The organism is Agromyces sp. CF514 (genome assembly GCF_900113185.1).
Classification (GTDB): Bacteria; Actinomycetota; Actinomycetes; order Actinomycetales; family Microbacteriaceae; genus Agromyces.
The window spans coordinates 2,047,606-2,062,015 of sequence record NZ_FOZD01000001.1; the positions used below are offsets into that span (position 1 = coordinate 2,047,606).

General features: G+C 72.4%; 12 protein-coding genes. 2 read left to right on the top strand and 10 right to left on the bottom strand.

Annotated features, from left to right (window positions below; genetic code table 11):
• Window positions 1-200 precede the first annotated feature (200 nt).
• The 10 genes from BM342_RS09105 to BM342_RS09150 form a co-directional block, all read right to left on the bottom strand.
• Complete coding sequence (locus tag BM342_RS09105; protein ID WP_092965053.1) at window positions 201-2,921, bottom strand: collagen-binding domain-containing protein; 2,721 nt, start codon at window positions 2,919-2,921, stop codon at window positions 201-203.
• Between the two features lie 135 nt (window positions 2,922-3,056).
• Window positions 3,057-3,986, bottom strand: coding sequence for a 5'-3' exonuclease (locus tag BM342_RS09110; protein WP_092965054.1), 930 nt, complete (start codon window positions 3,984-3,986; stop codon window positions 3,057-3,059).
• Between the two features lie 97 nt (window positions 3,987-4,083).
• Window positions 4,084-4,869 carry a metal-dependent hydrolase gene (locus BM342_RS09115; protein ID WP_092965055.1) on the bottom strand — a complete coding sequence of 262 codons (786 nt, stop codon included), beginning with the start codon at window positions 4,867-4,869 and terminating at the stop codon, window positions 4,084-4,086.
• 145 nt (window positions 4,870-5,014) lie between these two features.
• The gene (locus BM342_RS09120; protein ID WP_092965056.1) at window positions 5,015-5,608 is read right to left on the bottom strand and encodes an energy-coupling factor transporter transmembrane component T family protein; all 594 of its coding nucleotides are present in this window, start codon (window positions 5,606-5,608) and stop codon (window positions 5,015-5,017) included.
• A 25-nt stretch (window positions 5,609-5,633) separates the two neighbouring features.
• Window positions 5,634-6,314, bottom strand: coding sequence for an energy-coupling factor ABC transporter ATP-binding protein (locus BM342_RS09125; protein WP_092965057.1), 681 nt, complete (start codon window positions 6,312-6,314; stop codon window positions 5,634-5,636).
• A 46-nt stretch (window positions 6,315-6,360) separates the two neighbouring features.
• Complete coding sequence (locus BM342_RS09130) at window positions 6,361-7,512, bottom strand: thiolase family protein (protein WP_369823124.1); 1,152 nt, start codon at window positions 7,510-7,512, stop codon at window positions 6,361-6,363.
• A complete protein-coding gene (locus BM342_RS09135) occupies window positions 7,509-8,762 on the bottom strand; it encodes an AMP-binding enzyme (protein ID WP_092965059.1) in 1,254 nt (417 codons plus the stop codon). The genes BM342_RS09130 and BM342_RS09135 overlap by 4 nt, the downstream gene beginning before the upstream one ends.
• Window positions 8,726-9,385, bottom strand: coding sequence for a biotin transporter BioY (locus BM342_RS09140; RefSeq protein WP_092965060.1), 660 nt, complete (start codon window positions 9,383-9,385; stop codon window positions 8,726-8,728). The genes BM342_RS09135 and BM342_RS09140 overlap by 37 nt, the downstream gene beginning before the upstream one ends.
• 164 nt (window positions 9,386-9,549) lie before the next feature.
• Window positions 9,550-9,987 (bottom strand): hypothetical protein, encoded by a 438-nt coding sequence (locus tag BM342_RS09145; protein WP_092965061.1) that lies wholly within the window; start codon window positions 9,985-9,987, stop codon window positions 9,550-9,552.
• A 122-nt stretch (window positions 9,988-10,109) separates the two neighbouring features.
• Window positions 10,110-10,301: a hypothetical protein gene (locus tag BM342_RS09150; RefSeq protein ID WP_092965062.1), complete on the bottom strand. Its 192-nt coding sequence runs from the start codon at window positions 10,299-10,301 to the stop codon at window positions 10,110-10,112.
• Between the two features lie 165 nt (window positions 10,302-10,466).
• On the opposite strand from BM342_RS09150, the gene BM342_RS09155 reads away from it, so the two are divergent.
• A complete protein-coding gene (locus BM342_RS09155; protein ID WP_369823152.1) occupies window positions 10,467-12,674 on the top strand; it encodes a bifunctional alpha,alpha-trehalose-phosphate synthase (UDP-forming)/trehalose-phosphatase in 2,208 nt (735 codons plus the stop codon).
• A 10-nt stretch (window positions 12,675-12,684) separates the two neighbouring features.
• The gene (gene ilvD, locus BM342_RS09160) at window positions 12,685-14,379 is read left to right on the top strand and encodes a dihydroxy-acid dehydratase (protein WP_092965063.1); all 1,695 of its coding nucleotides are present in this window, start codon (window positions 12,685-12,687) and stop codon (window positions 14,377-14,379) included.
• Window positions 14,380-14,410 lie beyond the last annotated feature (31 nt).

Consider the following 14,410-nt stretch of genomic DNA (forward strand, 5'->3'; position numbering starts at 1 on the left):
CCCTCGTGCCGACCCAGAATCGATCACGCTCGCCATCCCCCCGATGGAAAGGGGGCTGCGTCGCGACCCGAGAACGGGCTGCGGCGACTCCCCCAAGTCGTGGGGCCAACGCTAGTGCACCCGGCCGCCGACCTTCGGGGTGCCGGCTCAGCGTGTTCGGCCCGAGGGTCGCTCGGCGCGCATCGCGTCGCCGAGGACGTTCAGGCCCGGTGTCCCTTCGTCCGACGACGGACCAGGCCCGCTGCCGCCATCGCGCTCGCGCCCGCGATCATCGCGCCGACCGCCAACGCCGACCACTGCGCGCCGTCGAAGCCGCTCTCGGCGAGGCCGGAGTCCGGCGTCGGACCGGGCGTCGGCGTCGGTGTGGGCGTCGGTGCGGGTTGCGTCGCGGTGTTCTCGAGCTCGATCTCGACCGTGGTGCCCGTCGTCGGCACGAAGGTGACCCAGCCGTCGGCATCGGGCTGCAGCACGGTGCCGTCGACGGTCCAGGTCGGCGACCCCCAGACGACGCCGGGGACGTCGGGCTGCGCGGCCTCTCGCGCCGACACGGGAACCCCGGTGGGCAGGCCGTCACGAGTCACGGGAACGCCGGCCGTCACCTCGGTCGTGATGATCGGGCCGTTGGAGATGCGGTACTCGATCGGGAACGCCGTGTCGGCCGGAACGAGGTCCGAACCGGGCCCCGTCACCGTCTTCACGACCGAGAGGGAGCCGAAGCCGTCCATGGTGTTCGTCAGCGAGAGCGAGACGGTCGTCCCGGGCATGACGACGAAGGTGATGTTCCCGTCGGCGTCGGGCACCTGCGGCGAACCGTCGACCGTCCATCCGGGCGCGCCCCACTCGACACCCGGGATCTCGGGCAGCTCGCCCTCGCGTACGGTCACCACGGTGCCCGCGGGGAGCGGCGGGAAGGTGATCGCCTCCGAAGCGGGGATCTCGGTCGTCTGTTCCCCGCCGCCGTCGAGCGTGTAGATCAGCGGGAACATCGTGCCATCGGGCAGGGCGCTCGATCCGTCACCCGCGACCGTCTTCGAGATCGCGATCCAGCCGACGGCGTCGGCTTCGTTCGTGAGCTGCACGGCGATGGTCTCGCCGCCGACCAGCGTGAACGTGACGTCGCCGTTCGCATCGGGCTCGACGGGCACGCCGTCGACGGTCCAGACGGGCGTGCCCCACGTGATGCCCTCGACCTCGGGGAACTCGATCTCGCCGATCGTCACGGCGTCGCCGGCCTCGAGGTCGGCGACGACCGCAGGATCGTCGGGCGAGACCGTCAGGCCGATCGGGTCGCCGCCGTTCACGGTGTAGCTCAGGGTGAACTCCGCGCCCGACGGCACCGCAGTGTCGCCGGAGCCGGTGAGCTGCTTCGACACGCTGAAGCCCGCGGGGATCGGGGCGGCCGTGTCGGTCACGACCAGCTCGGTCGTCGGATGCGTCCCGTCGATGACGAAGGTGGTGTCGCCGTCCCACGTCACGTCTGTCCAGGCGAGGTCGGGTGGCAGCACGTCGTCGTCGGGCGGGACCTCGAAGAGCGCGATCCGGGTGCCGAACGGGAACTGCACGTCGGGCGACGCCGGTGTTCCGTCCGGGCTCAGTTCGAGCACGCCGGTCGAACGGGTGCCGTCGGGGGCCAGGGCCACATAGCGCACCTGGAAGGTCGTTCCGGGGGCGACGTCGCCCGGTGCGACCCCCGAGAGCTCCTTCGCGACCGAGAACGTGCCCTCCTCGACCGGCGTGTCGCACGGGAGGGCTCCGGCGAACAGGTACGAGTGCACCTCGCCGCCGAGGATGGTGACGTCGTTCGCGATGATCTGGCCGTCCCACGGCTGGGCCGAGATGGTCACGTTCGCGTCGGGAGCGTAGATCGAGCCGTCACCGCGCCCCCCGGTGCTGATGGTGACCGCGCCGGTCACCTCCGATAGGTCCCAGACGGTGTACGGCGAGTAGGTGCCCTCGGGGTCGATCGCGGGCGGCATGATCGTCGTGGTGCCCGCGGCGACGTGGATCACGAGCGGATTCAGGGGGCCGGGCGTGCCGTCCGAGAACTGCAGCAGGCTCGCACCCTCGATGTCGGCGTACTGGAGCACGTTCGGCTGGTCGGGCGAGAGCGGCCCGAGCACGATCCGATCGCCGGCGTCCTCGAGGATCTCGACGGGGTGGCCCACGAGCTGCGTCGGGTCGACGACGTTCGCGAAGCACTCGTCGATCTCGTCCTGGTTCGCGTCGGCACTGGCCTGCACGTAGTCGGCGACGATCGCCCGTGAGTCGGCGCCGGTCTCGTACGTGAAGATGCTGCCGTCGCCCGCCGAGGTCCCAGGGGGGTTCGCGTCGTCGGGGTAGTCCTGGTTCTGCGCGTCGATGAGCGGCGGGTCGTCGGTGCCCGCGGTGCGCGCATAGCGCAGCCAGTCGCCGCGCGTGAACGAGACGAACGGCGCGGCGCGGTCGACGATCTTCAGGTCGCCGACCTGCGACGGCTCGGTCGCACCCAGACTCGTGATCTGCACGCGACCCTGGTTGTTGGCGGGGTCGGAGGCGTAGTCGCCGATGAGCACCCGGGTCGGGTCGCCGTCGACCGTCGGCAGCACGTAGGAGCCCGTTCCGGCGATGACGTGGGCGAACTGGTAGGTCGCGCTGTGCGTGAGTCGCAGGCGCTCGCCCACCGCGATGCTGCCCTCGAACTCGGAGTTGCCGAGCGTCGCGTTGCCCTGCGCGTAGACGGTGTAGCCGCCCGCGAGCGTCAGCGGGTTCACGGCCGAGGTGCCGGGCGCGAGCACGACCGCGCTCCTGGCTGGCAGCACCTTCGACGCCACGGCGGAGACTGAGGCCGAGGCGGATCCGGGTATCGCGGCGAGTGCGACACCGCCCGCAAGCAACGCCGCGGCCATCACCGCGAGAGGTGCGAACCACCGACGTGCGTGCATGCAGACTCCATCCCCGGTCCCGTGCGACGACCGGTCACCCGGATCGTCGACGGCCTCGGGTGTCGCGGTCGCTCACCTCATGAAAGCACATCGGGGTCGCCGTGGGCAGGTGGCGTGGTGCTCGACCCGCGTGGGTCAGCCGGCGTTGCCGAGTGCCGCGAGCACACGCGGCGCGGCACCGCCGAGGTTGTACCGCTCGGCGAAGCGGTCGAACGCCGCGCGACGGTCGTCGTCGAGCGGACGGAGCGTCGCGTCGAACTCGCCGAGCTGCAGGTCGCGTACGACCTCGACGACCTTCGGGGCCACGTCGAGGTAGGCCGCGGCATCCGAGATGCGAGCGCGCATGGTCGCCGAGAGCGGCACGGATGCGTCGGCCGCGGCCGCACGGATGCCGTCGAGGTCGACGAAGTCGCGCAGGAGGGTCGCGGCGGTCTTCTCGCCGATGCCCTTCACTCCTGGCAGTCCGTCGGAGGCGTCGCCGCGCAGGGCCGCGAAGTCGGCGTACTGCTGCGGGAGCACCGCGTACTTGGCGACGACGGACGCGTCGGTGAGCACTTCGAGCTTGCTCATGCCGCGCGCGGTGTAGATCACGCGCACGTCGCGGGCGTCGTCGATGAGCTGGAACAGGTCGCGGTCGCCCGTGACCACGTCGACGGGTACGGTCGCCTGCGTCGCGAGGCTGCCGATGACGTCGTCGGCCTCGTGCTCGGCCGCGCCGACGATCGGGATGCCGAGGATGCCGAGCACCTCGCGGATGAGCGGGATCTGCACGACGAGCGGATCGGGCGTCTCTTCGACGTCGGCTGCGTCGGCGACGACCTCGACGACGCGGTGCGCCTTGTAGCTCGGGATCAGGTCGACGCGCCAGGCGGGCCGCCAGTCGTCGTCCCAGCAGGCGACGAGCCGGGTCGGCTCGTAGTCGGTCACGAGCCTCGAGATGATGTCGAGCAGCCCGCGCACGGCGTTCACGGGCGTGCCGTCGGCGGCCTTCAGTGAATCCGGCACGCCGTAGAACGCGCGGAAGTAGAGCGAGGCGGTGTCGAGGAGCATCAGGCGATCGGTCACAGGGCGATCCTGCCACGACCCGCCGTCGGCCACAGCGGGCACTCGCCTCGTGACGGGCGCCTTCGGGCGTCGGATGTCGCGGGCGGGCGGGCGACGGTCAGCCGCCGACGAGCGGGGCGAAGCCCATCATGCGCAGGCACTCGTACCCGAAGTTCGCGAGGCAGTAGAGGCCGAGCGCCGCGCCGAGCAGGGTCTCGCGGAACGAGCCGGTGTCGCCGAGCAGCGGCAGCGAGACGTGCCCGCTCGCGAGCCACATTCGGTTGACGACGGGCGTCTCGCGGAACCGCTCGGGCGGGCGGATCACCTGCGGCCAGAGCACGCTGGGCACGCCGCCGGTCGTCAGGTAGTCGCCGAGCAGGTGCACGACGAACCCGAGCGTCACGGCGAGCGGGAACCAGGCGACCTGCTCGGGCGCGAACACGACGATGGCGGCGCCGACCGCGGCCCCGGCGACCCAGGCGGCGAACCACGACTTCGCGAAGTCGCGGGCCTTGAGCCCGAAGCACGTGAGCACGGCCGTGCCGACGCCCGCGCCGATCGCGATCGTGCCGGCGCCCTCGACCGGCACCCGGATGAGCGTGAGCGCCCATGCGAGCACCATGATCACGACGACGGCGACCGCGGAATGCGCACCCTGGCGGTGCCCGCCGGAGATCGTGCCGATGGTGCGCGCGGCGAGCCGCCCGAGCACGGGCACCGAGTGAGAGATGGTGGCGCTGTGATGGTCGGCGTCGGGCAGCAGCGCCGCGCCGGCGGCGACGGCGGTGCCCGCGAGCACGCCCACGGGGTCGAGCGGGTACACGCCGAGCCCCAGTACGGGCATCGTGCTGGTCACGGCGATCCACGCGGCGGCGCCGCTCGTGGCGTGGGTGATGCCCATCATGGCGTTGGTGCTCCAGGTCGGCGCGGTGCTCGGCCGATCGGCCGCCGACCAGTCTGCCGGGTGCCCCCGACATCGTGCGGCCGGGCGGGGACGGACGTGCGAGCGGGCGCCGCGGCATCCGCTCGACCGAGCGCGGGCGACGGGTTCAGTCGTCGAAGCCGCGCGCGGTCAACGCCTCGCCGAGGTGCTCCGCGGTGCGGAGCGCGCGCACGATGACGGGCACCGCGAGGGCGAGCAGCGAACCCTCGGCACCGCGCGCCCGGCGAGCGTCCATGACCTCGCGCACGAGTTCGGCGAGCAGCGGCACGCAGCGGATCGTGAGTGCGAGCGCGAGTCCCACCCGGTCGGCGTCCACCCACCTGCGAAATGGCCGCAGCAGCGCCTGCATGGCGTCGAGCGTCTCGCTCACGGGCGTCGTGAGCGTGAACAGCGCCGCGAGCGCGACGGCGATGAGCAGCCGCACGGCCATGATCGCGGCGGCCTCCCACCCGCCGAAGATCACCTGCACGGGGACCGCGAACGCGAGCACCCAGAGGATTGGCACGATCTGCCGCATCGCCAGACGCGCCGGCACGCGCGCGAGCACGAAGAGCAACAGCACGACGCCGGATGCCGCGGCGAGCCAGGCCGGCGACCCCAGGAGCGCGACCGCCGTGACGAGCACGGCGAGCAGGCCGAGCTTCACGAGTGCGGGCGCGCGGTGCACGATCGACGTGCCGGGATGGAAGACGCCAATCACGATCGTGGCTCCGAGCCTGCGCCGCTCATGCGATCAGTGCCCGATACGCGTCGAGCGCGACCCCCGGCACGTCGTCGGCCACCACGCGTCCGTCCTCCATGACGATCACGCGGTCGAAGTCCTCGAGCAGCTCGAGCTGGTGGCTGACGACGACGAGCTGCTGCTCGAGGCCCGCGAAGTGGCCGGCGATGAGCCGCGCGTTGCGGGCGTCGAGCAGGGTCGTGGGCTCGTCGGCGACGACGATCTCGGGCCGTGCGACGAGCACGGCGGCGATCGCGAGCAGCTGCTTCTGCCCGCCCGAGAGCCGGTGCGCCGGACGGTCGGCGAGGTCGGTGAGCCCGAAGCGGTCGAGCACCGCATCGACGCGAGCTGCGGCATCCGCCTTCTCGAGCTTGTGGCGTCGCAGGGTGAACGCGACGTCCTCGCGCACGGTGGGCATGACGATCTGGTTGTCGGCGTTCGTGAAGACGAAGCCGACCCGGCGGCGCACGTCTCGCGCCCGCCGGGAGACGTCGAGCCCGTCGACGAGCACGCGCCCCGTCGTCGGCGTGACGAGACCGTTGATCATGCGGGCGAGGGTCGACTTGCCCGAGCCGTTGGCCCCGACGATGCCGATGCGCCGCTCGGTCAGCACGAGCGACACGTCGTCGACCACGCGCTCGGCGCCGAAGTCGTGGCTGACGCCCTCGAAGGCGATCACGGTCATGCGGTGTGCTCCTGCTCGGTCCGGATGCGGTTGCGGGTTCGGGCCCTCATGCGAGCCGCTCCACGATCATCGCGACGCCCTGGCCGCCGCCGATCGAGCAGGCCGCGAGGCCGGGGCGGTCGTCGTCGGACGCCGCCGCCATGCGGGCGGCGATCCGCACGAGTAGCACTGCTCCGGATGCCCCCCACGGGTGCCCGAGGGCGATGGCGCCGCCGTCGCCGCTGATGAGGCGCTCGTCGAGGCCGAGTTCGTCGCTCACGGCGAGCACCTGTGCGGCGAACGCCTCGGTGATCTCGACGAAGCCGAGATCGCGGGCGTCGAGCCCCGCGCGGGCGAGGGCCGCACGCGCGGCGGGCGCGGCGCCGAGGCCGGGCAGGGCGGGGTCGCCGCCGGCGACGGCCACGGCGCGGATGCGCATCGCCGGCAGTCCGAGCTCGCGCGCGACCTGCTCGGTGGTCACGGCCATCGCGGCCGCGCCGTCGGAGAACCCGCACGAGTTGCCGGCCGTGACGGTAGCGTCGGGAGCCGACGAGAACGCGGGTGCGAAGCGCGCGAGGCGCTCGACGGCCAGGCTCGCACGCGGACGGTCGTCGCGGTCGACGCCGTCGACCGGCACGAGCTCGGCGTCGAAGACGCCCGAGTCGCGAGCGGATGCCGCGAGCCGATGCGACCGCGCCGCCCAGGCGTCCTGCCTGGCCCGGGTGATGCCGCGCACCGCTGCGAGGTGATCGGCCGCGGGCCCCATGTCGGGATCGGGCAGGCCGGGGGGAGCGAAGGGCGCGCGCGTGTACCGCTCGCCCGACTCGGGCCACGTGCGGTGCGGGGCGGTCGAGGCCGACTCGGCGCCGCCCGCGAGCACGAGCCGGGCGTCGCCGGCCTTGACGCGCGATGCGGCCTGGAGCACGGCGTCGAGCCCCGAGCCGCACTGCCGGTCGACCGTGACGCCCGGAACCTCGTCGCCGAGGCCCGCGCGAAGTGCGGCGACCCGCGCGACGTCGCCGCCGGGGCCCATGCAGTTGCCGAGCACCACGTCGTCGATCGGCACGCCGGCGGGTGCGACGAGCCGCGCGACCTCGGTCAGGACGGGCGCCGCGAGCGCATCGACGGTGTGCGAGGCGAACCCGCGACCTGCGGTGCCGATCGCAGTGCGCCTGGCGGCGACGATCACGGGCGGGCCGGGCGCCATGGCGCCGCTCACGAGCTGCTCCGCTCGACCATGACGGCGGAGGCCGTGCCGAGCGCGCCGTCGGCCATCGCGGCGCGAAGCGCGCCGCGGGCCACCTTGCCCGCCGCCGTCAGCGGCACCGGAGCCGCGAACCAGCGTCGCGGCAGCTCCTCGACCGGGAGCTCGCGGCGAGCGGCGGAGGCGACCTCGTCGAGCGAGGCGCCGTCGAGCAGCTCGACGACGGCCACGATGCGCTCGCCGAGCAGTGCATGGGGTTCGCCGAGCACGGCCGCCGCACGCACGCCGGCCAAGCCGTTCAGCCGTGCCTCGACCGACTCCGCGACGACCGTCGCACCGGCCGTCGTGATGGCCGCGTCGCCGCGTCCGAGCACCCGCCAGCCGCCGTCCGCGGTGCGCTCGGCGAGGTCGCCGACCGTCGCGAACCCGGCATCGTCGCGTCGGAGCATGCCGCCGCCGACCACGCCGAGCGCGAGGTACGGCGACCTCGCCCAGAGCGCGTCGCCCGTGGCATCCGCTCGGGCCTCGACCTCGACGCCCGGGAACGGTCGGAGCGCGCCGTCGTGGCCCGCGAGCACGAACGAGAGCTCGGCCGCGCCGTAGTACTCGGTGAGGCGGATGCCTCGGGCGGCCGCCCGCTCGCGCAGCGCCGGGCTGAGCGTGGCGCCCGCGACGATCGCCGCCGGAGGGTGCGCCCCGCCGTCGAGCACCCGTGCGAGCCTCGTCGGCGTCGCGTGCATCGTGGTCGCGCCGTCGAGCCGGTCGGTCGCCGTCGCGCCCACCCAGAGGGCGTGCAGCACCCCGTAGAGGTGCATCGAGACGTGCAGCGGGCCCGTCACCGCGATGCGATCGTCGGCGGCGAGGCCCGCGAGCGCGGCGAGCGGTTCGGCCGATGCCAGCCAGGATTCGTTCGTACGAGCGACCACCCGGGGAGAGGCGCCCGAGGATCCCGACGTGAGCAGCGCGAGCTGCGTTCCGGCCGGAAGCCTGCGCGCCACCGCGTCGGCCTCGCGCTGGGAGCCGCCCACGAGCACCGGCCGACCGCGATGGAGGGCGGCGAGCACGCGCGTGACGAGCGAGATCGGGTCGCTGCCGATGGGGCATCCGACGGGTCCGACCCCGGTGCCCAGCGCCGTCGAGCCGACGGCGCGCGCCAACTCGCCGAAGCGCACGGCTTCGCCGCCGAAGTCGAGTGCGACGTCGGCGGCGGATCCGTTCAGCCAGTCGATCATGCCGAGGCGGTGACCGGCTTCTCGCGCTTCCATGGCCACTGCTTCGGGGCGATCAGGCCCGGCCACGCACGGTGGACGCCCTTGGCGACGAGCACCGTGATGACGACCTTCACCAGGTCGCCCGGCAGGAAGACGAGCGATCCGGTGAGCGCGACGCCGAGCGGCGTGCCGGTGATCGCGGCGAACACCGGCACCCCGACGAGGTAGATCGCGACGATGCCGCCGAGCGCGGTCCAGAGCAGCGCGGGCAGGATCGGGTACTTCGGCAGCAGGCGAGCCGTCGCCCAGCCGATCACGAGGGCGCCGAGCAGCCAACCGAGCAGGTAGCCCACCGACGGGCCGACGAACACGCCCAGGCCGCCGCGACCGCCCGAGAGCAGCGGCAGGCCGGCAGCGACGAGCGCGATGAGCAGCAGCACCGAGAGGAAGCCCTTGCGCGCGCCGAGGATGGCGCCGGCGAGCATGACGCCGAGCGTCTGGAACGTGATCGGCACGGCAGTGCCGCCGAGGTAGAGCGCACCGGGCAGGCCCAGCGCCGCGATGAGGGCCGCGAAGACCGCGATCTGGGCGAGGTCGGTCGCGGTGCCGCGACGCCTCGGGCTCTGCGCGCGCTCGTCGTCGGGGGAGTCGTGCGTGGTGGGTTCGGCGGCGGTCATCGTCGTCTCCCGGGTCGTGGGGATGCGGGCCCGTGGCCCGATTCGGGCCGGATGGCCCGCACCTCACGCTAGGCAACGCCGACGGGCCGCCGCTCCGATCGCCGTACAAGAATCCGGGCCGGAATTTGGAGCGGCCCGGCCGGGGTCGCTGCGGACCCGTGCGTTCAGGCGGCGCGCGCCTCGAACCCGTGCTCGGTGTAGACGGGGGTCTCGTCGATCGTCTCGGCCGACGTGTCCGACGTCTCGTCGACGGCGGGCTCGGCCCACACCACGAGGGGCGCGGGCTCCCAGCTGAGCGCGAGCGGCTCCGCCTCTGCGGGCACGATCACCGCGACGGCGTCGCGTTCGTCGAGCACGGCACGGGTGAGCTCGGCGGAGATCTGGTGGGTGATGACCGCGTCGAAGATGCGATCGGTGTCGCCCTCGGCACGACGCACGAGCGACCACGCGCCGTTCGGGCCGATGAACTCCGAGAGCTTCGCGTTCAGCAGCTCGAAGAGGTGCTCGCCGCGAAGGTCGGCCGCGGTGGGGCGCGGCGGCTTTGCGACGGCGTGCGCGGATGCCTGTGCGGCGAGCCGCGCTCTGCGCCAACGGCGGAACATCGGTGGCCCCTCTCGTGGGAACGGTGGCCGCACGGTTCGGGCCGTGCGGAACTGCATCCAGTCTCAGCCCGGAGGCGGGCGGGATGCCGCTGAACACGCCGCAATCGGCGCGATCCCCGATGCTACTCCTCGGTCAGCTCGCCTTCGCGCGCCTCTTCGGCGACCGTGCCGATCGCGATCGCGAGGCTGGCCGCCCACGACACCCACATGAGCAGCAGGCGCCAGTCGCGCGGGCCCGATGCGGTGGCGCGCACGACTCCGACTCCGCTGATGATCGCTCCGAGGACGGCTCCGCTGAAGAGGTACTTGCGCATGGGGGCAACGCTACCCGGCGATGCGGTGCGTGGCGAGAGGGCGGGCCGCCCGGCCGCATCCGCGGGCCCGCTGTTAGCCTGAGGACGATCGCGAGGAGGGACTCCCGTCGCATGAACACCGTTCACCCGGATTCCGAAGACCTGTACGTCGACCACGTGTACGACATGATCGTGGTGTCGAACCGCCTCCCGGTCGACTACGAGGAGCGATCAGACGGAGAGGTCGGCTGGCGCAGCTCGCCCGGCGGGCTGGTCACGGCGCTCGAGCCGGTCATGCGTGCGGCCGACGGAGCCTGGATCGGCTGGGCCGGCGTCGCCGACCGCGAGTTCGACCCCTTCGAGCACGACGGCATCTCGATCATCCCGGTGCCGCTCAGCGCCTCCGAGCTCGAGGAGTACTACGAGGGCTTCTCGAACGACACGCTCTGGCCGCTCTACCACGACGTCATCGCACCGCCCACCTATCACCGCGAGTGGTGGGACGCCTACGTGCGCGTCAACCGCCGCTTCGCGGAGGCCGCGGCCCGCGCGGCCTCCGACGGCGCCGTGGTGTGGGTGCAGGACTACCAGCTGCAACTCGTGCCGAAGATGCTGCGCGAGGCCCGCCCCGACCTGGTCATCGGCTTCTTCAACCACATTCCGTTCCCGGCATACGGCATCTACTCGCAGCTGCCCTGGCGCCGCCAGGTCATCGACGGGTTGCTCGGCGCCGACGTCATCGGGTTCCAGCGGGCGGCCGACGCGGGCAACTTCTCGCGCGCCGTGCGCCGGCTGCAGGGCTACCCGACCCGGGGCAACGTCATCGAGGTGCCGAACGAGCCGCGCCCGGGCGACGAGGCCGAGATGCGTCGCGTGGTCGCCCGCGCCTTCCCGATCTCGATCGACGCCGAGGGCTTCGAGGAGATCGCGCGGCGCCCAGAGGTGCAGGCCCGTGCCCGCGAGATCCGCGAGAGCCTCGGCAACCCCGAGACCGTGATGCTCGGCGTCGACCGCCTCGACTACACCAAGGGCATCCGGCATCGCATGAAGGCGTTCGGCGAACTCCTCCGCGACGGCCGCCTCGCGGTCGAGGACGCGACGCTCGTGCAGGTCGCGAGCCCCTCGCGCGAACGCGTCGAGACCTACCGGCAGCTCCGCGACGAGATCGAGCTCACGGTCGGCCGACTGAACGGCGACTACGCGACCCTCGGCCACCAGGCCATCGCCTACCTGCACCACGGCTATCCGCGCGAGGAGATGGTGGCGCTCTACCTCGCCGCAGACGTCATGCTCGTGACGGCGCTCCGCGACGGCATGAACCTCGTCGCCAAGGAGTACGTCGCCTGCCGCTTCGACGGCGACGGCGTGCTCGTGCTGAGCGAGTTCGCCGGGGCGTCCGACGAGCTCAAGCAGGCCGTGCTGGTCAACCCGCACGACATCGAGGGACTGAAGGACGCGATCGTCGAGGCGGTGCGGATGCCGCGGCGCGAGCGTGCGCGTCGCATGCGCGCCCTGCGGCGGCGCGTCCGCGAGAACGACGTCGCGAAGTGGTCGGCGTCCTTCCTCGAGACCCTCACCGGATCGGGCATCATCAAGCCGGGCCTCTCGGACCCGCTGCGCGAGGCGACCGCCGGACTCGCCGCCACCGAGCGACTGCTCGTGGCGCTCGACTTCGACGGCACGGTCGCACCGCTCGTCGATCGACCCGCAGAGGCGCGTGCGACCGATCGGGCGGCCGCCGCGATCCGCCGGCTCACGGCGCTTCCGGACACCAGGGTGGCCCTGGTCTCCGGGCGCGCCCTCGAGAGCCTCGGCCAGGTCGCCGACCCGCCGCACGGGGTGCTCCTGAGCGGGTCGCACGGCGTCGAGCTCAAGCTCGACACCGGTGCGATCACGATCGACCTGCGCGACGCCGAGGTGCTGAAGCTCGCGCAGCTCACCCGCGTCGTCGAGGAGGTCGCCGCCGCGCATCCCGGGACCCGGGTCGAGGTCAAGCCGGCCGGACTCGCGCTGCACACGCGCGGGCTCGCCTCCAGCGCCGCGACCGCCGCGCAGTCGGCCGCACGGGCTCGCGTGGCGGCCGAGCTCGGGGGCGTCACGGTGCGCGCGGGCAAGTCGGTGCTCGAGTTCTCGGTGCGGTCCACGCACAAGGGGGAGTCGTTCGCCAGGCTCCGCCAGCACGCGGGCGCGACGGCCGCGATCTACGTGGGCGACGACGTGACGGACGAGGACGCGTTCGCCTCGCTCGAGGCCGAGGACGTCGGGGTCAAGGTCGGGCAGGGCAAGTCGATCGCGCCGTTCCGCGTGCGCAATCCCGACGACGTCGCCGAGCTGCTCGAGCTGCTCGCCACCGCTCGCGAGGACGCGGCCGAAGGGGGCTCGCGCTGGGAATAGACTCGACCCCATGTCGGAGTTCGATCCCAAACCGCGTAGTCGTACCGTAACCGATGGCATCGAGGCCATGACCAGCCGGGGCATGCTCCGCGCGGTCGGCATGGGTGATGCCGACTGGGACAAGCCCCAGATCGGCATCGCGAGCTCGTGGAACGAGATCACCCCCTGCAACCTCTCGCTCGCTCGCCTCGCCCAGGCTGCGAAGGAGGGCGTGCACGGCGGCGGCGGATACCCGCTGCAGTTCGGCACCGTCTCGGTCTCCGACGGCATCTCGATGGGCCACGAGGGCATGCACTTCTCGCTCGTCTCGCGCGAGGTCATCGCCGACTCCGTCGAGGTCGTCATGCAGGCCGAGCGCCTCGACGGCTCGGTGCTGCTCGCCGGCTGCGACAAGTCGATCCCGGGCATGCTCATGGCCGCGGCCCGCCTCGACCTCTCGTCGGTCTTCCTCTACGCCGGCTCGATCGCCCCCGGTTGGGTGCGCCTGTCCGACGGCACCGAGAAGGACATCACGATCATCGACTCGTTCGAGGCAGTGGGCGCCGTCAAGGCCGGCACCATGAGCGCCGAGGACGCGCACCGCATCGAGTGCGCCTTCGCACCCGGCGAGGGTGCCTGCGGCGGCATGTACACCGCGAACACCATGGCCTCGGTCGCCGAGGCGCTCGGCCTGTCGCTTCCCGGCTCGGCCTCGCCGGCATCCGCAGACCGTCGTCGCGACTACTACGCGCACCGCTCGGGCGAGGCCGTCGTGAACCTGCTCAAGCAGGGCATCACGGCGCGCCAGATCCTGACGAAGGAGGCGTTCGAGAACGCCATCGCCGTCGGCATGGCACTCGGCGGCTCGACGAACATCGTGCTGCACCTGCTCGCGATCGCGCGCGAGGCCGAGGTCGACCTCACGCTCGACGACTTCAACCGCATCGGCTCGAAGGTGCCGCACATCGGCGACCTCAAGCCCTTCGGCAAGTACGTCATGAACGACGTCGACCGCCGCGGCGGAGTGCCCGTGCTCATGAAGGCGCTGCTCGACGCGGGCCTGCTCCACGGCGACGTCATGACCGTGACCGGCAAGACCATGCGCGAGAACCTCGAGGAGCTGAACCTGCCGCCGCTCGACGGCAAGGTGCTTCGCACGCTCGACGACCCGATCCACGAGACCGGCGGCCTCACGATCCTGCACGGCTCGCTCGCGCCCGAGGGCGCCGTCGTCAAGACGGCCGGCTTCGACGCGGCCACCTTCGAGGGTCCGGCCCGTGTCTTCGAGCGCGAGCGCGCCGCGATGGACGCGCTGACGAACGGCGAGATCCAGGCCGGCGACGTCGTCGTCATCCGCTACGAGGGCCCGAAGGGCGGCCCAGGCATGCGCGAGATGCTCGCCATCACGGCGGCCATCAAGGGCGCAGGCCTCGGCAAAGATGTACTACTCTTGACGGACGGTCGATTCTCAGGCGGCACAACCGGACTGTGCATCGGCCATCTGGCACCCGAAGCGGTGGACGCAGGTCCCATCGCCTTCGTGCGCGATGGTGATCTGATACGGGTCGATATCGCAGCTCGTTCCATCGATCTACTTGTCGGTGATGCCGAGCTGGCTGCCCGCCGTGAAGGCTGGGCTCCGCTTCCCCCGCGCTACACCCGAGGCGTTCTCGCGAAGTACTCCAAGCTCGTGCGCTCGGCCGCTGAAGGCGCCACGACGGGCTGAGTACTGCGCTTTCCGCACACATCGCTCACCA

Bases quoted from the DNA above. Each gene is read 5' to 3' on its own strand.
- BM342_RS09105 (WP_092965053.1), bottom strand. From the start codon at position 2,921: ATGCACGCACGTCGGTGGTTCGCACCTCTCGCGGTGATGGCCGCGGCG.
- BM342_RS09125 (WP_092965057.1), bottom strand. From the start codon at position 6,314: ATGACCGTGATCGCCTTCGAGGGCGTCAGCCACGACTTCGGCGCCGAG.
- BM342_RS09140 (WP_092965060.1), bottom strand. From the start codon at position 9,385: ATGACCGCCGCCGAACCCACCACGCACGACTCCCCCGACGACGAGCGC.
- ilvD (WP_092965063.1), top strand. From the start codon at position 12,685: ATGTCGGAGTTCGATCCCAAACCGCGTAGTCGTACCGTAACCGATGGC.
- BM342_RS09115 (WP_092965055.1), bottom strand. From the start codon at position 4,869: ATGATGGGCATCACCCACGCCACGAGCGGCGCCGCCGCGTGGATCGCC.
- BM342_RS09135 (WP_092965059.1), bottom strand. From the start codon at position 8,762: ATGGAAGCGCGAGAAGCCGGTCACCGCCTCGGCATGATCGACTGGCTG.
- BM342_RS09145 (WP_092965061.1), bottom strand. From the start codon at position 9,987: ATGTTCCGCCGTTGGCGCAGAGCGCGGCTCGCCGCACAGGCATCCGCG.
- BM342_RS09155 (WP_369823152.1), top strand. From the start codon at position 10,467: ATGATCGTGGTGTCGAACCGCCTCCCGGTCGACTACGAGGAGCGATCA.
- BM342_RS09150 (WP_092965062.1), bottom strand. From the start codon at position 10,301: ATGCGCAAGTACCTCTTCAGCGGAGCCGTCCTCGGAGCGATCATCAGC.